Below are 20,607 nucleotides of genomic sequence, written 5' to 3'. Positions count from 1 at the left end.
CCCTACTGCGGCGGCAGCAAATTGGTCTGAAAATCCGCTTTTGTTCGTCAAATAGCTCGCTATTCACCGGGTAGAAGGAGCTACCAATTGTAGCTCCAACCCCCTCAGATCCCGGCGTGCGGATTTCCCGCACCGGGCTCTTCGATATTTGACTCACAGCACAGCCATGGATTTCATTGCCATAAAAGGCAGCATTATCCTCGGTTTCTGTAGCGGCAGAAGCTGCTTGAGGTTATGGTACTTTTCCCATGGAATCTTGCCTTTCCGGCATCGGCTACACAGCATCTTGTACCAGTAGCGGTCAACAAACCGGTAAAGCTTCTCCATACTTCGGAAGTTTCCTCCCAGACCGTAATACGCATAATGCCCTCTCAACCGTCGATTGATCGCTGTCACTTGTTCGTGCAGCGGTTCATGGCGTATTCGTCTCAGCAGTTCCTTCAGTTTGGCTATGCTGCGTCTTAGGCGGGATTTTTCCGTTCTCCTTCCCACCATGAAGTTTCCTTTCAGATTCCTTGTGCAGTAGTGCGTAAAGCCAAGGAAGTAAACCGTTTCCGGTCGTCTTCCCCCACGACTGGCAAAACGTCCGAACCTGACTAACCGGGTTTTATCCCGCTCCAGTTTCAACGCAAACTTCTCCAGTCGCTGTGGCAGCACATTCATGAACCGCTCCGCATCACTGCGATACTGAAAACACACCACAAAGTCATCAATGTACCTGATCAGCCATGCCTCGCCTTTTAGCCGAGGCTTGACCATGCACTCGAACCAGAGGTCAAGTACATAATGCAGGTACAGGTTGCTCAGAACTACGCTGATCGGCCCACCCTGAGGCGTACCTTCTTCACACTCTTGCAACTCCCCGGCCTCCATCACCCCGGCTTTCAACCAGCGCCGTATAAGGTTCAGGATTCTGGGATCACCGACCCGGTGTTCCACAAAACGAAGCAGCCATCCATGGTCAAGACTCCCAAAGAAGTTCTTCAAGTCCGCTTCCAGCACCCAGCTGACCTTTCGGCCTGAAACCACCTCGTTAAAAGTGGACAGGGCATGGTGCGCTCCCAGTCGTGGCCTGCCACCCATGGAACAGGGCAAAAAGTCCTGCTCATAAATAGCATTCAGCACATCAGCAACACTTCGCTGCAAAGCCCGGTCATTGATGCAGGGAACACCCAGAGGGCGCTTTTCCTTTTTTCCCGGCTTGGGTATCCATGCCCTTTTGACCGGCGGTGCCTTGTAGCCTTGCCGATGGATAGACGTCAGTGTCTGTTCCAACCACCGCTTAAAGTCTTTCTTTGTCTCTTCGACAGTCAGCCCATCGACTCCGGGCGATGTGTTGTGTGGAATCTTGTTCAGATTCATACACAGGCTCGCCGGGGTAATATGATGTGCCAGACTTGTAAAGCGAAGTTTCGGATAACTCCGGGCTTTCGCTGCTACCCTCTCCAGTCCCGTTGCCATGGCTGGTTTACCTTCTCACTGCGTAAAAGACCGTAACTCCCTCAGATGTGGAGCCCATGTTTCCCTGGAAAGGCTCAAATACCGCCAGCCGCTTCCCCATGTGACGGGCTCTCCCCGCCTCGGAGTACTATCAGCTGGTCTGACTTCCTGAACGTCATCAAGTCGTTCTTGCTTTACAGGCTCGTCGGACCCTACAGGCTCCGCCTGAACGTTCAGGATCTCCCTTGTTCACGTAAAATCATTCGATAACATGCCGTGGGTACGAACCCCGGAAGCAGTCGGGATGCCTTGTCATTAGCGGAGCTCCCGACTTCCGCTTTCCCCATTGAGAAAGAAGGTCAGCTACTTCAACCACGTTCAATTTCGGGGCTAATTATCCCTTAGCAGACGTTACGGCCTGTTATCACCCTGTCTACGCTTCGCAGTAGTCGTTACCTTCTACCACGCAAGACTCGGTACACGGCTGCCGACCACAGCTTTACCGCGATGACCATTTCAGGTCACAAGATTTTACGCGCTTGCAAGGCGCAATCCTCACAAAACCGAATTTTCATCCTCAATTTTCTGCCGTCCTCGCTACGGGCGCTATTCTCGGTCAGGCTCCTAGCTCGGGTAACCGAGTGATAATCAAGAGCTGTAATTGTTTCAGTCTATACCCAAATCACCCCAGAGTGCATCAACCCGTTCCTTGACTTCCTGCGTCATGGTTATGGTTTGCCCCCATTCCCGATCGGTTTCTCCGGGCCATTTATTCGTAGCATCAAAACCCACCTTGGAACCAAGACCTGCAACGGGTGAAGCGAAATCCAGATAATCAATGGGAGTGTTTTCAACAAAGACGCAGTCCCGCTTGGGATCCATTCGAGTCGTCATGGCCCAGATGACATCGTTCCAGTCTCTGGCATTGACATCATCGTCGGTGACAACAACGAACTTGGTATACATAAATTGTCTGAGGAATGACCATACACCGAGCATGACTCGCTTGGCATGACCCGGGTATTCCTTACGCAGGGTCACCACCGCCATTCGGTAAGAACAGCCTTCCGGAGGCAGATAAAAGTCCACGATTTCCGGAAACTGCTTTTTCAGAATGGGAACAAATACCTCATTCAGGGCCACTCCCAGGATAGCGGGCTCATCGGGAGGCCTGCCTGTGTAAGTGCTGTGATAAATGGGATCTCTTCTGTGAGTAATACACTCTACGGTAAAGACCGGGAAACGCTCCACTTCGTTGTAGTAACCGGTGTGATCACCGAACGGGCCTTCGTCCGCCATCTCTCCCGGATAGATATGCCCTTCCAGAACAATCTCGGCACTGGCAGGTACCTGAAGATCGTTGGTGATGCTTTTAACCAGTTCGGTTTTACTGCCTCTTAACAGGCCCGCGAAGGCATACTCTGAAAGACTGTCAGGCACAGGGGTCACTGCCCCCAGGATGGTAGCCGGATCAGCACCCAGAGCTACGGTTACGGGGAAAGGTTTATCAGGGTATTGCTGTTGCCAATCCCTGAAGTCCAGAGCACCGCCACGATGAGAGAGCCAGCGCATGATCAGTTTGTTTTTACCAATCAGCTGTTGGCGATAAATTCCGAGGTTCTGTCGATCCTTTCCAGGGCCTTTGGTGATGACCAGAGGCCAGGTGACCAGAGGGCCCGCATCGCCGGGCCAGCAGGTTTGAACAGGAATCCGGTTCAGATCTATCTCATCACCTTTGAGCACGACTTCCTGACAGACGGCTTTACTGACCACTTTGGGTCCCATGTTCAACACTTGTCTGAAGACAGGCAGCTTTGTCAAAGCATCACGGAAGCCCTTGGGTGGATCGGGTTCCTTAAGATATGCCAGGAGCTGACCTACCTCCTTCAGCGCGCTGACATTATCCTGCCCCATACCCAGAGCCACCCGGCGCTCTGTGCCAAACAGATTGGCCAGTACCGGCATGTCATAACCTTTTGGATTTTCGAACAGCAGTGCCGGCCCTTTCTTGCGAAGCGTTCGGTCGCTGATTTCGGTCATTTCCAGATACGGATCGACTTCGGTCTTGATTCTGACGAGTTCACCCTGCTTTTCCAGCAGCTTGATGAAGTCCCGTAGGTCCCTGTATTTCATTGGAAGTTAAAGCTGAGGCTGAGAGAAGATGGGGACAGGCTGACCTGTCCCCGGATAATGATGGATTACTTCCGCTTCATAGACTGGAAGAATTCTTCATTGGTCTTGGTGTGCTTCATGCGGTCCAGCAGGAATTCAATGGCGCCGATTTCGTCCATTGGGTGCAGGATCTTGCGCAGAATCCACATGCGCTGCAATTCTTCTTCTGTGGTCAGGTAGTCTTCACGACGAGTACCGGACTTGTTGAAGTTAATGGCAGGGAAAACGCGCTTTTCAGCGATGCGACGGTCGAGGTTCAGTTCCATGTTACCAGTACCTTTGAATTCCTCGAAGATCACTTCGTCCATTTTCGAGCCAGTGTCCACCAGGGCGGTAGCCATAATGGTCAGACTGCCACCTTCCTCGATGTTACGGGCAGCACCAAAGAAACGTTTGGGACGCTCCAGAGCGTGGGCATCAACACCACCGGTCAGAACTTTACCGGAAGAAGGAATAACTGTGTTGTAGGCACGAGCCAGGCGGGTAATGGAGTCCAGCAGGATCACCACGTCTTTCTTATGCTCAACCAGTCGCTTGGCTTTTTCCAAAACCATTTCAGCCACTTGCACGTGTCGTGACGGAGGCTCGTCAAAGGTCGAGGCCACCACTTCACCACGCACGGAACGGGCCATTTCGGTCACTTCCTCCGGACGCTCATCAATCAACAGAACGATCAGGTGGCATTCGGGGTTGTTACGGGTGATATTAGCTGCAATATTCTGCAGCATCAGGGTCTTACCAGCCTTAGGGGGGGAGACGATCAGACCACGCTGACCTTTACCGATTGGAGCCACCAGGTCGATAATTCGGCCTGTTAAATCCTCGGTGGAGCCGTTACCCATTTCCATGACCAGACGATCCTGTGGAAACAGCGGGGTCAGGTTTTCAAATAGAATTTTATTACGGGCGTTTTCTGGCTGGTCAAAATTAATTTCATTGACTTTTAGCAGTGCGAAATAGCGTTCACCCTCTTTAGGTGGTCGAATTTTACCCGCAATGCTATCACCGGTTCTCAGATTGAATCGACGAATCTGACTGGGTGAAACATAAATATCATCAGGACCTGCCAGATAAGAGCTGTCGGAAGAACGCAGGAAGCCGAAGCCATCCTGCAGGATCTCAAGAACACCATCGCCATAGATGTCTTCCCCGCTGCGGGCGTGGCGCTTCAGGATTGAGAAGATTACGTCCTGCTTCCGGGAACGGGCCAGATTTTCAAGGCCCATTTCATTAGCGATCGCCAGAAGTTCAGGAACAGATTTTTTTTTCAGTTCGGTAAGATGCATAAGAGTTCGCGAACGTTAAATTGAAAGGTAATGGCCGTCGTAGTTGCAGGAAGATCAGATATTATTGAGATTATTATTTTCAGCATCGTTTAATATCGATGCCTGCCTAAGCTCATAAAAACGGCTTTCAAGCTGTAACCACATCGTAAAGGCAAGCTCGAAACAAACGTGGCCGGAGTATCCACTACTGCTGTTCAGAAGGACCTTCAAAGCTCCAGAAAAGCATCCAACAGGCTTACCTGAAACAAGCAGATCTAATAACTCCCGAATTAACAGTCTATATCCTTTTCTGGAAAATAATCAAGAACTCCTGCTACGTCAACTTTTCAGAAACTTTTTGTTGAGAAATATTTCCCTTCGGAGCAAGCATGAAAACAGCTATTTCGTATCTGTGTTTTTGATTTTCATCAGCCTCATTCTGACGATGATGGATGGGCGCCGGACTATCCTGACTCATTGCTTTGTGATATCACACAATGCTGTGAAACCAGCTGGATGATTCGACTTCATCCGGCTGATTTTTTCCAGAAATCTCCTGGCCGGGAGTATCAGAAAGCTTCTGAAATCTCTAAAGCCGTAAGATTGATTCTGTTACAGGTTGCTATCAAGAAATGCTGTCAGCTGAGACTTGGACAGGGCTCCAACCTTGGTCGCTTCAACATTGCCACCCTTGAACAGCATCAGTGTTGGAATGCCTCGAACGCCATACTTTGGAGGTGTGGCTTCGTTGTCATCAATGTTCAGTTTACAGATTTTCAGCTTGCCGTCGTAGTCCAGTGCGATTTCGTCCAGTACGGGCGCGATCATTTTGCAGGGACCACACCATTCAGCCCAATAGTCGACCAGTACAGGACATTCTGCCTTCAGCACGTCCTCTTCGAAGGAAGCGTCTGTCACATTGACAATTTCGCTCATGGAATGGATCTCCTAGCCATTTTGCTTAATGTCAGAGCACGAATCATAGCAAAGGGATGAACCCGGAAACAAATTCGATCACTCTGATTTTATTGTGGGTGGTAGTTTACAGAGTTATGATTATTTGTATACGGCTGTCAGCATGAATCAGATTTTGCAGCCGAATTTATGACTCATGGGATGTTTATTTTTCATCATCAGAAACTTGAAAGTATGGCTTTTTTCCTTTCACGAAATCTCTGCCAAAACCTGTAAACAGAAGCTTTAAGCGCAAGCAGCCCGGTATACAACAATGTGCGGCTGACAGTAAATGTGCTGTAACCAGAGCCTTCTGTTATATTGCTGGTTTATGTTAGCCAGCACCATGATTTGCATGACAAAAACTGATTGTCTGGTCATGGCCTGATTATTCAACCAACCGTCAGCTCAACGGGCCCCGGGTGAAAAAAACCGGACTGATTGCTGCGGGAGTGTCGAAGAAGAACATTATGACAGACCAGGGTCGTATTGAGTCCAACAGCCAGCCTCTCGTGGCAGCTATTGATCTGGGTTCCAACAGTTTTCACATGATTGTCGCCAGAGTGGAACAGGGGGAAATCAGGCCAATTGAACGACTTGGAGAAAAAGTACAGTTGGCTGCCGGTCTGAGTGAGGATGATTGTCTTTCTGAGCAGGCCATGAAAAGAGGACTGAATTGCCTGGCACAGTTTGCCCAGTATATGTCCGGAAGGCACTTTCAGGCACTTAGGGTCGTTGGCACCAATGCCCTTAGAAAAGCGAAGAACAGCAGCGATTTTGTCGAAAAAGCTGAAAAAATCCTCAATCATCCTGTTGAAATTATTGCCGGTCGGGAAGAGGCCCGTCTGATCTATTTGGGCGTAGCCCAGACTCAATCAGACGACAATGATCGTAGAGTTGTGGTCGATATTGGTGGTGGCAGCACCGAGCTGATTGTAGGTGAGCGCTTCGAACCCAGACTGCTCGAGAGTCTTCATATGGGTTGTGTTGCCTATACCGACCGGTTTTTTCCCGGCGCAGAGCTGTCCCCCGAGCGCTTTCAGTCGGCTTATTATGCGGCGCGCCTGGAACTCCTGAATATTGAACAAGCCTACAAAAATCTTGGTTGGGTGGATGCGGTGGGCTCCTCTGGCTCTATTCGGGCAGTGAGTTCGATTCTCTCAGCCATGGGCCATGGTGAAATTATTACCCATGAAAAAATGGACATGCTCAAAAGTCAGGTTCTGGAATTCAGTCACACTGGCAGAGTCCGTTTCCCTGGCCTGAAACCGGATCGGCAGGCTATCTTCCCTGCCGGGCTGGCCATTTTGATGGCCTGTTTTGACGCTTTCGAGATAGAAAGGATGCAATACTCAGAGGGTGCTCTTCGGGAGGGCGTTCTTTACGACATGCTGGGTCGGGACCATCATGAGGATGTCAGGGGCCGGACCCTGTCGGCATTGATGAAACGCTATCATGTTGACCTGACCAATGCAGAAGGGATTAACCGTTACTCACAGGCCTGTTTTGATCAGGTCAGAAAGAGCTGGGGACTGGTGGCTTCTGATCGGGAGTTATTGAACTGGGCTTCACTGGTGTGCGAGGTAGGCCTGGATATTTCACATGCACAATACAACCGTCATGGCGCTTATCTGATCCAGCACTCGGATCTGATGGGGTTCAATAAAGAGCAGCAGAGAAAGCTGGCTCTGCTGGTGCATGGGCATCGCAGAGCCATTCCGAAAGGCTTGCTTGAACATTCAGACAGCAACCTGCTGTTAAAGCTGACTGTGCTCCTGCGTCTGGGGATTGTGCTCAATCATATACGGGACGGGGCTTTCTCCCATTATGATTTAAAAGCGGGTCACCGTACTCTGAATGTTAGCTTTGAATCAGGTTGGTTAGGAGATCACCCCCTGACAGCAGCCGACTTTGAACGAGAAAAAATGTATCTGAATAAGGTCGGCTTCAAATTAACTGTGAACTGATGGATCGGGGGGCTGTTCGGAAGACATATCAAATTCCTGATACTCTTCCCTGTCCCTTGTGAGCATGATGACGGCACCGTCAATCAGGTTTGTGCAGGCATCGTGAACATGAGCGCTGTCGTTCAATAGTGAGCTTGCAATAAATGGGTCGACCTGTCCGGAGCGAATCAGTTCGTTCAGAGTCTCGTTGGTTTGCCCGTCTCTTTCCCTGAGTTCTTTCTTCAGTTGTTCCGCATGTTCACGGATATGGCTGTAACTGCGACGAACGCCCAAAATGTCAACCAGCTTGAGAACGGAAGCCAGACAGAGCCTCAATTGATTGTACTGTTCCCGAATCTGCTCATTTTCCGACTGGGTGTATTTGCCCATGTTCTTGTAAATATGCTTGACGTGCTTGATGGCCTGAACAAAATCACGACAGGCCACTTTCAGGGCAAACAGCTCCTGAGCTTGCTGCCTGGGGAGTTTACCTTCCAGGGCACCAGAATACTGGACAATATCCGCATAGATACCCTTTATGTGGCGAATATAAAGTTCCTTGATCGTCCAGGGCTGGTCATCCCTGCGCCAGCTCTGAACCAACTCTTCGAGGTTGTCAGACTCACGAAGCTTTTCACCGCTGAGATAAATGCCATAACAGATCAACTCAAGAGTATTGCGATAGAGATGTCCACACTCCTTGGTAATGGCTCTCAATGCGGTATCGGGATAACTGAGAGTGACCGGGTTCAGGTAAATAGCTCTTTCAACCTTCAAAGATTCATCCCCCGCAAGATTTAATGGAACCTGCGGAGTGCTCTCGGTAAAGAGCATCTGTAGCCAATGCACCATTTTATTGAGGAAGGGCAAAAGGGTCACGATACCAATGATGTTGAACAGGCTATGAAAGATGGCCAGCTTCAAGGTGTAATTATTCGCGGCAATACCATAAACAGAAGCCAGATAGTCCACTGCGCCCATCAGAGGTTTGAGAGCAGCAATAGCAATGGTGGCCGTGACGACATTAAAAGCAAGGTGGGCAACAGCCAGCCTTTTACCTTCTGCGTTGGCACTGATGGCTCCAAGGATGGCCGTAATCGTGGTGCCAATATTTGAGCCGATGGCCAGGGCCAGGGCATTCTCATAGCTGAGCTGACCTGCAGCAAGAGCCGAGAATGTCAAAACCATTGTTGCGTTGGTTGACTGCATAATGATGGTGGCCAGCATACCTAACCCGGTATACACCAGCACCCCCGAAAAGCCCTGCATGGCAAATTCAGCCAGGTCAATGGAGCTTTTGAAGGCATCAAAGCCCACCTTCATGAAGTGGATACCGAGGAACAGAAAGCCTATACCAAGAAGGATGTAACCTAATCCATTAATATTCTTGTACTTGTTGGATTTCAGGAGCACTCCTATCACTAAAAGGGGCATGGCATAGGTTGACAATTTAACCTTCAAGCCAAAAACAGCTACCAGCCAGGCACCGGCTGTACTGCCAAGATTTGCACCAAAAATAATCCCGATTCCTGCCGTCAGGCCTATCAGTCCGGCACTGAGAAAGGAAATGACGATAACCGAAACCAAAGAGCTGGATTGCAAAAAAGCGGTGGAAATCACACCAAAGGACAGGCTTTTCCAGACCTTATCGGTAGTCTTCTTGAGCAGAGCTTCAAGAAGCCCTCCGGTATAGACCTTAAAGCCCTGCTCCAGATAAACCATGCCAAACAAAAAAATAGCAACACCAGCCGCTATCTCACGAAATTCGGGGCTGACCCAGAAACCATAGATCAGCATTACAATGATAGAAGGTAAAAAAAGTCGGCTTAACATGCCTGATTGAAAGCTCATAAACATTCCGAACGCTGACTTCATTACCGTCCTTATCGGCGCTTTGGTTCGGACTTTTCAATTAATTTATCTGTAGCAAAACTGTCACTAAAGAGTCAGGACTAAGGCCCGATAATATGGGTTCCCGAGATTCTAATGCCTGATCAGCAGTATGGAATAGCCTCGCGGGTAAAGATGACAGAGATGAGAAACATTCAAAGAGCTGTGACGGCAAGTTTCATAACAGGGAACTTCGTTCAGATGGTTGAGTAACAAGGTTAGGAAGATGGCCGGAAATCTGATAGTTAAAGATCGAATCACCTGCGAGCAGGGGCGATTATATCAATGCCTGCGAAATGGTCGGATCAAGGTACTGATGGACACTGGTGAGGTCAGAGAGTACTTTGCTAAAGATCTGGTGGCTACACTGGCCTCCAGTCCGGCGGCAGAGCTCTCCAAAAGACGTTGTCTGAAGCAGTGACATAATGGACTAAAGTGCACTAATAAATGAAGGCCTGTTTTTTCAGGCCTTTTTTCTGACACTTCCTACCCTGTCAAAAATTTACGACGATTTTGCTAATTCAGCCTGTCGCCCGGAAATGCCCATGGCATATTTCATGACTTCCTTCACGGCAGGCTTTGATTTAGCGGCAAGACTCAATGCAACGTTTCTCAAAACCTTCAGGGGCAAACTGTTGTTGCTGAAAGCAAGGTAGAAAGCATCCATAGTACTCATCATCAATTGATTGTCTCTGCGACGAGCTTTTTCGTAACGCGATAGCACTTTCTGGCTACCCAGTGACTCACCCGCTTGAAAGGCATCAGTCAGTAACTCTGCCAGCCAGGCAACATCCTGAAAGCCCAGATTGACCCCCTGACCCGCAAGAGGGTTGATGGTGTGTGCGGCATCGCCTGCCAGTACTACTCCATTAGTGAAATAGTTCATGGCATGACGACGGGCCAGCGGGAACGAGCCTCTCCCGTGCAGCTTAAGCAACGGTGGTAACTCTTTGGGAAAAGTCGATGACAGCTCTTCCAGAAAGTCAGTGTCCGAAAGTTTCATGAGTTTCTGGACATTCTCAGGCAAGTTATACCAGACAATAGACGCATAACTTTTGCTGTCGATATCGGGCAGTGGCAGAAAGGCTTCCGGTCCGGTAGGCGTGAAAGCCTGCCAGGTAATGTCCTGCAAGCCGCCTTCAATCTCTACAGTAGCCACCAGACACTGTTGCTCATATTCACGAGTGTCAAGACGAATATTGGCTTGCTCCCTGACTCTGGACTGGGCACCGTCAGCCCCGATAAGCAGATCCGCTTTAAATACACTTCCATCCTGCAGCATGATTTCAGGCTTTTCACCCTTTAGATTCATACTTTCAATAGTTGCCGGGGCGAACAAGGATACCGACTCTACATCTTTGAGCCTTTTTAAAAGACCCAGCTGAGTGATGCGATTCTCGACAATAAAACCCAGCTGGTCGTGCCTGATATCTGCTGCGTTGAATACGGTTTGATTAGGACGCTTATCCGTTTCACTGCCGAGCGGAAAGTGCAATTTCTCCCATACAGCCATGCGTCGGTATGGGCACATTCTCATGGTTTGCAGGTATGGCCAGACTCCCAGGTTTTTCAGAATCTGCTCTGATGCATAGCTCAGTGCCGACACTCTCAGGTCCGGCAACTGATCAGGTTTGAATGCTGACGGTAAGGCCCGGTCAAAAACTGCAATACGAATACCTTTGAGACCCAGAGCACAAGCAATTGCGGCACCCACCATACCTGCGCCAACCACCAGTACATCGTAGTTTTCTGATTTCACCATAGCCTCACTTCCCATTAACCCAATCTGTGCAGATAACCGGCCCATATGACCACAGGGCCGCTGAATGCTCAACTACCCGAATCAGGAAGGATGTCGCAGCATCTAACAAATAAAAACCAATTTTCTTGCATATCAATCAACTACTGCTAAATACATTGTCATCATAAATAAAATTTATTAAGTGAGTATTCAAATGCAGTATCGGTTTCTTCCGATAGTCCCACTCCTTGTGTCATTTTACAGTGAAGCAGGACAATGGCCTAACTTAGCCCAGTATTCAACTTCTTATTATTACAACCAACCCAAAATAATAATGGACCGGAATCTTCCACATTTACTTCAATTATCGGAAGCTCCCAAAGTACCATGGACCGATGAATTATTTTATCATCCCGAAACACCCCCCCTGAGTGGAACAAAAACACTTTTTCAATTGAACATTGCTACAGCTGGTGCTTCCTGTGTTGAGATTTCTGAAGCCGATGGCGGTGTTTTCGTCAGTGCATTTAAAGACGCAGAAGGAACTTCCAAAACAACACCTGCATTAGAGCAGGTCTATCTGAATCAACTGGATATTCTCAGACTGAACAGAATCAGTCTTATTTTTGACTCTCAGGTCAACACCATGAAATTTTCTTTTCATGGAAAAACCTTCATTATTTCCGAATTCAGCGATTCTGAAATTTTCGAACCCTATCACTCATACCTGGTCCCGGCTATCTTGTTAATGCCCGAAGTCCTGCAACTGGTTGTCAATCTGGTCCAGCACCTGAATGAACACCCTTATGGTATAGAGGGAGAAGAAGCTTTCCCCGGGGGAATGCTCGAACAGGCTGACGAGAATGAGTATTTCATTTTTCCCGACATGACTCTGTTTCCCACTCAGCCCAACACAGGCTTCTGCAGGGGCAGCAGTCACTGTGTTCCCCTGAGTCAATATGCCTGGCTGGTCTATTCAGGGCATGGGAAAGCAGCCATTATCAGTGATCCTTATTCCTCCGATGAGCCTATGGATGGAAAAAAAGGAAAAAGAGGTAATGGCGATAGAGGGAAAAAAACGGTCTATAGACCAGCACCTGCCGGATTGACTAACTTCCGGGTCGGTAATGTCCGAAATGGATACGTCGGGCTTGGCTCAGGCGGTGAAGAAAATGATCCACCTGAAAGAGCAACAGATTATTCCAGAACACCTCCAGAAGACAGAAACGAATTTGAAGATGACGAAACCTCTTTCCTACTACCTGAAGATGATGAAGCTGACGAGCGAGATGCTCAATCAAGGTCTGACCAGGAAAGGTCTACAATTGCCAGACTGAATCGTAATGCATCAAAAGACAGACGCATCGAGACTGTCCAGATAGAAAAATTCGCAAATTTCAGAGGCCGTTTTTATCGTATAAATCATGGTAAAAGAAGCTGGAAGAAGCTGACGAATGACCAAAGCGTTCAATTCGATGACTCAAAGGAAGCGTCCCAGAAACCATCCACACCACCACCTGAAGCACCTGCAACTTCTGATCAGGAATCAGCTGAAACAGAGACAACAGTCGTGCCTCCTGACACAGCTCCATTGCTGGTAGCGAAGGATGAAGAAGAGCCCGTAGTCAGTTCTGGCCCTTCAAAAAACAGAGAGCTGCGCAAAGGTATGTCATCCAAAGAAAGGAGGTTACTCATCAACATTGATGAGATTTAGACATCAGACTCGCTGCCATTTTGATACTCGTCTTTGTCTTTTTGACGGGCCCGACGCTCAGAAAGTTTTCGGGCCCCACGCTTCTTATTGCGTTTTTTTGAAGCTTTTCGGGATCGCAGATTTCGGGCAGAGTTGAGCCCCCGCTCCTTTTGAGGGACTTTAGGCTGATACTCATCGCCACCCTGTTGAGAACCTTCACCCTGATCGCCTGAGCTTTTGTTTGGGTTTTCACCATAGTCCAGTGCAGTCGAAGTAGAAGACGGATTGATTTTCATCAGTTGCGCTTCCTTGCTGACCTATTGAATGAGTGTATCCTGAAAAATATTTACCTCCAAGCGTAATCAGCTAAATCGTCACAAACCTTGAAAGCAGTTCTGCCAAATGGCTGGAAGACAAATAAAAAACAATTTTTTTGCATATCGATCAACTACTGCTAAAAATAACCTTTGCATAAATAATGTTGATTAATTACCTGGCCAGTTGGTTTCGCATATTCTGGCGAGTGGATTTTTTCATCCTTCAAGGCGCAACGACGGGCGCGTAGCCATAGCTACGCAACCAGAGTTGGAACGCAGAAGGATGGAAAAAGCCGCCGTCCAGAATATGCGAAACCAACTGGTTAGGTACTAAAGTGGAGTATACAAATGCAGTATCGGTTGCTTCCGATAGTCCCTCTCCTTGTGTCATTTTACAGTGAAGCAGGACAATGGTCTGACCTGGTCCATCATTCGATTTCTTATAACTACCAACCCAAAACAACGGACTTATATCTATCACCTATAGAAGTATTGGGACTTCCTGAATCACAATGGACTGATAATTTGTTTTATCAACCCGAAGCGTCCCCTTTGAGTAAAACAAAAACATTTCTTCAATTAAATGTTGCCACTGCCGGTTCCTCCTCTATTGAGATTTCTGAACCTGATGAAGGTGTTTTCGTCACTGCATTTAAAACCGCAGAAAGAACTTCCAAAACAACATCTGCATTAGAGCAGGTCTATCTGAATCATCTGGATATTCTCAGACTGAACAAGATAAGGCTGGTGTTTGATTCTCAGTTCAACACCATGAGATTTTCTTTTCATGGAAAAACGTTCATTATTTCTGAATTCAGCGATTCTGAGATATCCGAACCCTATCACTCATTCCTGGTCCCGGCTATCTTATTAATGCCGGAAGTTCTTCAACTGATTATCAACCTGATCCAGCACCTGAATGAACATCCTGACGGCTTGGAAGGAAAAGAAGCTTTCCCTGGGGGAGTGCTGAAACAGGCTGAAGTAAATGAGTATTTTATTTTTCCCGACATGACTCTTTTTCCCACTTATCCCAACACAAGCTTCTGCAAAGGCAGCAGTCACTGTGTTCCCCTGAGCCAATATGCCTGGCTGGTCTATTCAGGACATGGTAAAGCGGCCATTATCAGCGATCCTTATTCCTCCGAAGAGCCTATGGATGCAGATAATGGAAAAGAAGGTGAGGGAGGTGAAGTGAAAAAGCCTGCCGATGCACCTCTTGCTTCCGGGTCCACTGACTCTCGGGCAGGTAATATCGGCAGTGGTGGAGGTATTGGGGCTGGCTCAGGCGGTGAAGACAATGACCCACCGGAAAGAGCAACCGATTATTCCCGAACTCCTCCAGAAGACAGAAACGAGTCTGATTATGTTTATATCTCTTTAATGAATGACATCTCTTTGCTTTTAGCCAAGGTTAGTGAAGTCTACGAGCGACAAGGCTGGACCTTCTCTGACAGGGAAAAGGCTACAGCAATTTATGCATCTGAAGGCGTAACATTTAGTGCATTTTCTTTTAGTGCACATTCTGGAGAAGAGATTCCGAAAGATATGCCAAAGGAAGAACTCGAGAAGCTGCGATACGCTTTAGTGCTCGCCCAGGATGCTATTGGTGATAAATTTAAAGTTATAGGCATAAGACATCTTATACAGAAGCTGGAAAACCTCATTGGCAAATCCGATGATTCAGGGGAAGCTTCGCCAGAAGCACCTGCCACTTCTGCTCAGGGATCTTCTGAAACAGAAACAACCGTCACCACTCCTGACACGGACGCCGGGGCTACAAATGATGCAAGTGGTGGCTACCGTCACTGGATGTTCCTGAAAAATTATGGCACGCTGTACGGTCGCGGTTATATTTTTGAAGACGTAAAGATGCAGCCAGATGATTCCCACACCAGCATGTCAGATGGCTCAGGGAAAGCTTCGCCAGAAGCGCCTGTCCCTTCTGCTCAGGGATCTTCTGAAACAGAAACAACCGTCACCTCTCCTAACACAGACGCCGGGGCTACAAGTGATGCAAGTGGTGGCTACCGTCATTGGATGTTCCTGAAATCTTATGGCGAGCTTTACGGCGTCGGTTATATTTTAAAAGACGCAAAGATGCAGCCAGATGATTCCCACACCAGCATGTCAGATGGCTCAGCTAAAGCTTCGCCAGAAGCACCTGTCCCTTCTGCTCAGAGATCTTCTGAAACAGAAACAACTGTCACAGATTTTGACACGGCCTCCTTGCTGACGAACGATCAAGAACAGTCCGTCGTCGATCCGGACTCTGCAGACAGAAGAACACACCCGGAAGCTAGTCCAGACACAGGATTGGACTTAGTTGATCAGCATTAGTGATTTGCATGACTTGTAACGGATACTTTGGCAAGGAGAGCTGATTATGTGTTTTGGAGGCAGTGGCGGTTCAGCAGAGTGCCCGGAACCAGGGTGGGTTCTTTGGCACCATTTGGACGGTGGCGGGGATTGGAGCTGCTGAGCTGTTTTAGTCGTCGGGCAGCCATCCCATTTGTGTAACCTGCTCATAGCTCCATGGGCATTGGTCGGGAAAGCTTTTTTTGTTCAGCCGTTTGCTATTGATCCTGATATAGCGGTTTAGTTCTTCAATGGCGTATCGTTTAGCCTTCGGATAGGCTTTTTCGAGTGATTCGTCAAAACGGTTGCTCAGGTGGGGATATTCTTCGACGTGCAGCTCAATCTGTTTTCTAGGGTTGCTGATACTGGGCATCCATGACTGAATAACCTTGTCTTCCACCCAAGGGTCTTTCAAAATCCGCTTCTGGTAGTCGTATTTCAGCAAGTGAACCAGCAATATCACCAAGTGAGAGCGTAATTCTTTAACCTCATCGCCCATACGTCGTTCCATCGCCTCCAGAAGATTGTCAATGTCGAGCTGGTCAAATTGCCGCTGAGCCAGTAACTCCCGTTGCTTGCTGAGCCATTGGGTGTAATCGGTTTTGTATAGGTTTTCCATAAAATACCTCCATTGCCCCTCCAATGTAGGCAATTAACAGAAGGGAATCAAAATGAATTACCAAAGCACAGACGCCTTTGCCGGTGGCTTTGCCCGTGGTTTTGGGCTGGTCAATTCGGCCATTGATGCCAGGGAGAATCGTCAGTATCGAAAACAAATGATGGGGATGCAGAAAGATTTATAACGGCTACTCTGGCAAGGAGAACTGATTATGTGTTGTCAACTGGCCGGGTATGGTGCCGGGCTGACAGGAGCACAGAAACAGGCCCGCTAGCGCATGAGGTCACTGAGCCGGAACGGTGCCCGGATTGTCGCCGCCAATACCGTGCGGGAAGGGGCAGCACAACGTCAGGACAGTCTGAGGACAGGCTTGATGAATCTTGTCAGAAGCGCACAGGGTCAGGGTTTGCAGGGGATTAACTCGGCAGCCGCATTGTAAAGCCAGCGCAACCAGGCGGCGGTTCAGCAGAGTGCCCGGAACCAGGGTGGGTTCTCTGGCGCTATTGGGTCGGTGGCGGGGATTGGGGCTGCTGCGCTGTTTTAGTCGCCGGGGAGCCAGTTTTTTTTGGTGGCTTGCTCAAAAGACCATGGGCATTCCTTGGGGAAACTGTTTTTGTTCAGGCGTTTGCTCTTGATCTTGATGTATCTATTCAATTCGTCAATAGCATCCCGTTTAGCCTTCGGGTAAACATTGGCCATTATCTCTTCAGCATTTGGCTGAAGACACCGGTTTTCCTCAACGTGGAGCTCAATTTCCCTTCTCGGATTGTTGATACTGGGTATCCAAGTGTAGAGAACTTTGTCTTCAACCCAAGGGTCTTTAAGAATCCGCTTCTGGTAGTCGTATTTCAGCAAGTGAACCAGCAATACCACCAAGTGGGCGCGTAATTCTTTAACCTCATCTCCCATACGTCGTTCCATCGCCTCCAACAAATTGTCGATGTCGAGCTGGTCAAATTGTCGTTTGGCCAGTAGTTCGCGTTGCTGACCTAGCCATGCGGTGTAGTCGGTTTTGTATAGGTTACTCATGGTCAGCCTCCGGCAGCCAGTCTTCTGTCATGATCTGCTCAAAGGTCCACGGGCATTGGTCTGGGAAGCTGCTTCTATCAAGTTTCTGGCTTTCACTACGAGCGTGTTGATTCATCTCCTTAACTGCAAGCTTTTTAGCATCTTGATAAACGTCGGTTATCAGCTCGTCAGCCTTGGATTCAAGACAGTGGTCACCCTTTAAATGGCGATTGATCTGAACTCTTGATTGCCCAATACTAGTGACCCATAAATGGGCTACCATACTTTCCACCCAAGGGTCTTTTAACACTCGTTTCTGATAATCGTACTTGAGTAGATGCAGCAACAAGATAGTTAAATGAGAGTCAAAAGCCCTGATACTGTTGCCCATCTCGTACTCCATCGCCTCCAGAAGATTGTCTATGTCGAGCTGGTCAAATTGCCGCTGAGCCAGTAACTCCCGTTGCTTGCTGAGCCATTGGGTGTAATCGGTTTTGTATAGGTTTTCCATAAAATACCTCCATTGCCCTACCACTGTAGGCAAATAACAGAAGGGAATCAAAATGAATTACCAAAGCACAGATGCCTTTGCCGGGGGCTCTGCCCGTGGTTTTGGGCTGGTCAATTCGGCCATTGATGCCAAGGAGAACCCTCAGTATCGAAAACAAATGATGGGGATGCAGAAACTAAGTTTAAGCAACTATTTTCAAAGAGAAACAAAGGCTCTAGTCTATGCTGTTTATTTTCATTGAACCGGTACCTCTGTCATCTTATGCAACAGAAGCCTATCGTCATTTTTGACTCCGGAGTCGGAGGTCTCAGCATCTACCAGAAAGTCAGGGAGAAACTGCCGTCTCTGTCCGTGATTTACTGCTCTGACAGTGAAGGTTTTCCCTATGGCCCAAAGTCTGAAAATGATGTGGTTGACCGAACTCTTCATTGTCTGTTACGGCTGGTTAATAACTTTCAACCCTCCCTGGCCATCATCGCCTGCAATACAGCCAGCACTATTGCTTTGCCCAGGGCCCGCCAGCTGCTCGAAATTCCTGTTGTTGGCGTTGTGCCAGCCATCAAACCTGCCAGCCAGTCTTCAAAAAAACGCTGCATTGGCCTTCTGGCCACGCCGGGAACCGTTGAAAGAGAATATACCAGTCAGCTGATCCATGAGTTCGCAGGAGACTGTGAGGTGATTCGGGTAGGCAGTAGTGAACTGGTGCACCTTGCTGAACAACATCTGCGCGGTGAAAAAATAAACCCTGATGATCTGAAAAAGATTATTGAACCGCTGTTCAATGGCACTAACTGGCCAGACTGTATCGTTTTGGGTTGCACCCATTTTCCATTGGTTCAGGAACTTCTGGATTCTGTCGTACCCGCCCCCGTTACCTGGATTGATTCCGGTGAAGCTATCGCCCGCAGAGTGGCCTCTTTGCTGGAGGTGCATTATTCCCATCATGAAGGGCCTGTTGAACATTGCTTCCTTTATACGGGCTCAGACAAATCGGTCACGTCATTGCTACCCGCTCTGGAAGCCATGAATTTTTCGGAAATAACCTGTCTGGACTGCCTGATCGGGATTACCCCGTCAGGCTGACAATCAAAGTTCTCAGGAATGTTGTAATACTCAGCGGCATGCATCAAAGGATACATGGGTCTGTTTTGCCTGCCTGCTGTGATCCGGATTCTCGTCTACGCTCAATGCCATGATTTCATTATCTGTCAAAAACCAATCAGCAGTTTTCAATCCATTTGATACCTGAAAGGCGATGTTATGTTTATTCAAAAATTAAGATATTCAAATTACAGTCTGGTGTTGATGCTCATCATGCTGCCACTTGTTTCACCTTATGCCCGTTCTTCTCCATATTTAAACTCTAATTCCTGGCTACAATCTCTGGCAACCATGTTTGTTCTCCACTCCGCTATTAACCGTCCTGATAATCAAAATAGCGGCTTTGCAGATGCCAAAAATCTTAAAACTTGCGAAGGTAGCTGTCAGTTTGAGCCACAGTTGCATGAATATTTTAAAGGCACAGTTGTTCTTTTTGTCAGGATTGATCATGGCCCTTGCCCGACAGGGAATTTTGATGAAAAAGAGGAGATTTGGTTTGGGCTCTGGAATCGTCAATATAAGTGGGTCGATTTTTCTATGATGAAGTTAGAAAATCATACATTGGATACAGAAAAAGGTTACGAAGGACGGTTTTCTTATTCTTACAAAGGAGATGCGGCAGGCGCTAATCTGAAAATCTTTTTTAAGGATGTACAGCCAGAAGAGGCCGGATTTTATGGCGCACGCATCCGTTATGACTCCTTCCCACCAGTTATATTCAGATGCGATCTTGAACTAAGACACATTCATCATGGGCCAGTGAATCCAAACATTGCTGTTCTTCAGGGCAATGAAGCCAGATTCCAATATAGATTCAATCCCACTGTTGATAATGAGATACCATCACTGGATTCGGTTCGCTTTGGCCCCCAGCAAAAAAATGGCAGTATCGAAACCTACCTTTATTGGCAGAAAGACAAGGTAGAAAGTATTTCCTATCAAAATGCCGAAAGACAAGTACCGATGAATTTTTCCAGTCCGGGAAACACATCGCTGAGTTTTTCCAATCTGAGAAATATTTCACTGGATCTTTCCAATCTTGGGAACTATACCTTCACTGTGACTATGCACGGAGTCAATGTAACTGATGCTGGTCGTTATCTTTGTGATATAGAAGTGACACGCTCTCTAAAAACTTTCCACACGCTAACCACAGACCTGGTTGTCAAAGCAAATCTCTCCGACCCTGAGGTGATAGAAGCATCCACCCAAAGCCCATTTTCGCAAACACATACTTTCTATCCCGGAGATACCAGAACCCAAAAAGCAGATCTTGCCAATAGACTCAACTCGCCCATCGCTATACATCAAGAACTGCCTCAACAGGAGTGTCTTTATCCCAACCCCGACTGGAAAAAATTATCACGAGATTACAGCAAGGGAATAGAGACAGGAATCGCCGTTGGAATCCCCGTGGGGTTCGTTTTAACTACTATAGCTGCTGGTATTATCTATTATGTTCGCAATTTGCGAAAAAACCATAACCATCATCTTATTGAGGGCGAGTTTATTCCTAATTATGATGTAATTATCCTTGACACTAAATGATCATTAAGACTTGTAAAAGTCTCCTCAGTTACTGATGAATCAAA

At 47.9% G+C, this 20,607-nt stretch carries 19 protein-coding genes; 9 read left to right on the top strand and 10 right to left on the bottom strand.

Annotated features, from left to right (window positions below; genetic code table 11):
• Positions 1–153: 153 nt before the first annotated feature.
• The 4 genes from ltrA to trxA form a co-directional block, all read right to left on the bottom strand.
• Positions 154–1,461, bottom strand: coding sequence for a group II intron reverse transcriptase/maturase (gene ltrA / locus ACOJUN_RS08235; protein WP_422132384.1), 1,308 nt, complete (start codon positions 1,459–1,461; stop codon positions 154–156).
• 645 nt (positions 1,462–2,106) lie between these two features.
• Positions 2,107–3,573 (bottom strand): 4-hydroxy-3-polyprenylbenzoate decarboxylase, encoded by a 1,467-nt coding sequence (gene ubiD, locus ACOJUN_RS08230; protein ID WP_422136171.1) that lies wholly within the window; start codon positions 3,571–3,573, stop codon positions 2,107–2,109.
• Positions 3,574–3,638: 65 nt separating this feature from the next.
• Positions 3,639–4,898: a transcription termination factor Rho gene (rho, locus tag ACOJUN_RS08225; protein WP_257276489.1), complete on the bottom strand. Its 1,260-nt coding sequence runs from the start codon at positions 4,896–4,898 to the stop codon at positions 3,639–3,641.
• Positions 4,899–5,489: 591 nt separating this feature from the next.
• A complete protein-coding gene (trxA, locus tag ACOJUN_RS08220) occupies positions 5,490–5,813 on the bottom strand; it encodes a thioredoxin TrxA (protein ID WP_422136170.1) in 324 nt (107 codons plus the stop codon).
• A gap of 488 nt (positions 5,814–6,301) precedes the next feature.
• Between trxA and ppx the strand changes: the two genes are divergently transcribed.
• Positions 6,302–7,798 (top strand): exopolyphosphatase, encoded by a 1,497-nt coding sequence (gene ppx / locus ACOJUN_RS08215; RefSeq protein ID WP_422136169.1) that lies wholly within the window; start codon positions 6,302–6,304, stop codon positions 7,796–7,798.
• On the opposite strand, the gene ACOJUN_RS08210 is transcribed toward ppx, so the two are convergent.
• The gene (locus ACOJUN_RS08210) at positions 7,784–9,628 is read right to left on the bottom strand and encodes a Na/Pi cotransporter family protein (protein ID WP_422136168.1); all 1,845 of its coding nucleotides are present in this window, start codon (positions 9,626–9,628) and stop codon (positions 7,784–7,786) included. The genes ppx and ACOJUN_RS08210 overlap by 15 nt on opposite strands.
• Before the next feature lie 265 nt (positions 9,629–9,893).
• Here ACOJUN_RS08210 and ACOJUN_RS08205 point away from each other — a divergent pair, with 265 nt between their 5' ends.
• The gene (locus ACOJUN_RS08205) at positions 9,894–10,088 is read left to right on the top strand and encodes a hypothetical protein (RefSeq protein ID WP_422136167.1); all 195 of its coding nucleotides are present in this window, start codon (positions 9,894–9,896) and stop codon (positions 10,086–10,088) included.
• An 81-nt stretch (positions 10,089–10,169) separates the two neighbouring features.
• On the opposite strand, the gene ACOJUN_RS08200 is transcribed toward ACOJUN_RS08205, so the two are convergent.
• Complete coding sequence (locus ACOJUN_RS08200; RefSeq protein ID WP_422136166.1) at positions 10,170–11,429, bottom strand: FAD-dependent monooxygenase; 1,260 nt, start codon at positions 11,427–11,429, stop codon at positions 10,170–10,172.
• Between the two features lie 433 nt (positions 11,430–11,862).
• Between ACOJUN_RS08200 and ACOJUN_RS08195 the strand changes: the two genes are divergently transcribed.
• Positions 11,863–13,122: a hypothetical protein gene (locus ACOJUN_RS08195; protein WP_422136165.1), complete on the top strand. Its 1,260-nt coding sequence runs from the start codon at positions 11,863–11,865 to the stop codon at positions 13,120–13,122.
• Here ACOJUN_RS08195 and ACOJUN_RS08190 read toward each other — a convergent pair.
• Positions 13,119–13,397, bottom strand: coding sequence for a hypothetical protein (locus tag ACOJUN_RS08190; RefSeq protein ID WP_422136164.1), 279 nt, complete (start codon positions 13,395–13,397; stop codon positions 13,119–13,121). The two genes, ACOJUN_RS08195 and ACOJUN_RS08190, sit on opposite strands and share 4 nt — an antisense overlap.
• Positions 13,398–13,970: 573 nt before the next feature.
• Between ACOJUN_RS08190 and ACOJUN_RS08185 the strand changes: the two genes are divergently transcribed.
• Complete coding sequence (locus ACOJUN_RS08185; protein ID WP_422136163.1) at positions 13,971–15,758, top strand: hypothetical protein; 1,788 nt, start codon at positions 13,971–13,973, stop codon at positions 15,756–15,758.
• A gap of 148 nt (positions 15,759–15,906) precedes the next feature.
• On the opposite strand, the gene ACOJUN_RS08180 is transcribed toward ACOJUN_RS08185, so the two are convergent.
• A complete protein-coding gene (locus ACOJUN_RS08180) occupies positions 15,907–16,395 on the bottom strand; it encodes a DUF29 domain-containing protein (RefSeq protein WP_422136162.1) in 489 nt (162 codons plus the stop codon).
• Between the two features lie 52 nt (positions 16,396–16,447).
• On the opposite strand from ACOJUN_RS08180, the gene ACOJUN_RS08175 reads away from it, so the two are divergent.
• The gene (locus ACOJUN_RS08175) at positions 16,448–16,579 is read left to right on the top strand and encodes a hypothetical protein (RefSeq protein WP_422136161.1); all 132 of its coding nucleotides are present in this window, start codon (positions 16,448–16,450) and stop codon (positions 16,577–16,579) included.
• Between the two features lie 93 nt (positions 16,580–16,672).
• The gene (locus tag ACOJUN_RS08170; protein WP_422136160.1) at positions 16,673–16,834 is read left to right on the top strand and encodes a hypothetical protein; all 162 of its coding nucleotides are present in this window, start codon (positions 16,673–16,675) and stop codon (positions 16,832–16,834) included.
• A 101-nt stretch (positions 16,835–16,935) separates the two neighbouring features.
• Here the strand turns inward: ACOJUN_RS08170 and ACOJUN_RS08165 are convergent, their stop codons facing one another.
• Positions 16,936–17,424, bottom strand: a complete 489-nt coding sequence (locus ACOJUN_RS08165) for a DUF29 domain-containing protein (protein WP_422136159.1) — start codon at positions 17,422–17,424, stop codon at positions 16,936–16,938.
• A complete protein-coding gene (locus ACOJUN_RS08160) occupies positions 17,417–17,914 on the bottom strand; it encodes a DUF29 domain-containing protein (RefSeq protein ID WP_422136158.1) in 498 nt (165 codons plus the stop codon). The genes ACOJUN_RS08165 and ACOJUN_RS08160 overlap by 8 nt, the downstream gene beginning before the upstream one ends.
• 52 nt (positions 17,915–17,966) lie before the next feature.
• Here ACOJUN_RS08160 and ACOJUN_RS08155 point away from each other — a divergent pair, with 52 nt between their 5' ends.
• The 3 genes from ACOJUN_RS08155 (at position 17,967) to ACOJUN_RS08145 (ending at position 20,563) form a co-directional block, all read left to right on the top strand.
• Complete coding sequence (locus ACOJUN_RS08155; protein WP_422136157.1) at positions 17,967–18,155, top strand: hypothetical protein; 189 nt, start codon at positions 17,967–17,969, stop codon at positions 18,153–18,155.
• 20 nt (positions 18,156–18,175) lie between these two features.
• Positions 18,176–18,997 (top strand): glutamate racemase, encoded by an 822-nt coding sequence (gene murI / locus ACOJUN_RS08150; RefSeq protein ID WP_422136156.1) that lies wholly within the window; start codon positions 18,176–18,178, stop codon positions 18,995–18,997.
• 177 nt (positions 18,998–19,174) lie between these two features.
• Positions 19,175–20,563: a hypothetical protein gene (locus tag ACOJUN_RS08145; RefSeq protein WP_422136155.1), complete on the top strand. Its 1,389-nt coding sequence runs from the start codon at positions 19,175–19,177 to the stop codon at positions 20,561–20,563.
• The last annotated feature ends 44 nt before the right edge of the window (positions 20,564–20,607 follow it).

Origin of the sequence: Endozoicomonas sp. ALD040, from assembly GCF_049275945.1 — a bacterium.
Classification (GTDB): domain Bacteria; phylum Pseudomonadota; class Gammaproteobacteria; order Pseudomonadales; family Endozoicomonadaceae; genus Endozoicomonas_A.
The sequence above is the reverse complement of the archived record's forward strand: the minus strand, read 5'-3'. Positions and strand labels throughout refer to the sequence as shown.

Bases quoted from the DNA above. Each gene is read 5' to 3' on its own strand.
- ltrA (WP_422132384.1), bottom strand. From the start codon at position 1,461: ATGGCAACGGGACTGGAGAGGGTAGCAGCGAAAGCCCGGAGTTATCCG.
- ubiD (WP_422136171.1), bottom strand. From the start codon at position 3,573: ATGAAATACAGGGACCTACGGGACTTCATCAAGCTGCTGGAAAAGCAG.
- rho (WP_257276489.1), bottom strand. From the start codon at position 4,898: ATGCATCTTACCGAACTGAAAAAAAAATCTGTTCCTGAACTTCTGGCG.
- trxA (WP_422136170.1), bottom strand. From the start codon at position 5,813: ATGAGCGAAATTGTCAATGTGACAGACGCTTCCTTCGAAGAGGACGTG.
- ppx (WP_422136169.1), top strand. From the start codon at position 6,302: ATGACAGACCAGGGTCGTATTGAGTCCAACAGCCAGCCTCTCGTGGCA.
- ACOJUN_RS08210 (WP_422136168.1), bottom strand. From the start codon at position 9,628: ATGAGCTTTCAATCAGGCATGTTAAGCCGACTTTTTTTACCTTCTATC.
- ACOJUN_RS08205 (WP_422136167.1), top strand. From the start codon at position 9,894: ATGGCCGGAAATCTGATAGTTAAAGATCGAATCACCTGCGAGCAGGGG.
- ACOJUN_RS08200 (WP_422136166.1), bottom strand. From the start codon at position 11,429: ATGGTGAAATCAGAAAACTACGATGTACTGGTGGTTGGCGCAGGTATG.
- ACOJUN_RS08190 (WP_422136164.1), bottom strand. From the start codon at position 13,397: ATGAAAATCAATCCGTCTTCTACTTCGACTGCACTGGACTATGGTGAA.
- ACOJUN_RS08180 (WP_422136162.1), bottom strand. From the start codon at position 16,395: ATGGAAAACCTATACAAAACCGATTACACCCAATGGCTCAGCAAGCAA.
- ACOJUN_RS08175 (WP_422136161.1), top strand. From the start codon at position 16,448: ATGAATTACCAAAGCACAGACGCCTTTGCCGGTGGCTTTGCCCGTGGT.
- ACOJUN_RS08170 (WP_422136160.1), top strand. From the start codon at position 16,673: ATGAGGTCACTGAGCCGGAACGGTGCCCGGATTGTCGCCGCCAATACC.
- ACOJUN_RS08165 (WP_422136159.1), bottom strand. From the start codon at position 17,424: ATGAGTAACCTATACAAAACCGACTACACCGCATGGCTAGGTCAGCAA.
- ACOJUN_RS08160 (WP_422136158.1), bottom strand. From the start codon at position 17,914: ATGGAAAACCTATACAAAACCGATTACACCCAATGGCTCAGCAAGCAA.
- ACOJUN_RS08155 (WP_422136157.1), top strand. From the start codon at position 17,967: ATGAATTACCAAAGCACAGATGCCTTTGCCGGGGGCTCTGCCCGTGGT.
- murI (WP_422136156.1), top strand. From the start codon at position 18,176: ATGCAACAGAAGCCTATCGTCATTTTTGACTCCGGAGTCGGAGGTCTC.
- ACOJUN_RS08145 (WP_422136155.1), top strand. From the start codon at position 19,175: ATGTTTATTCAAAAATTAAGATATTCAAATTACAGTCTGGTGTTGATG.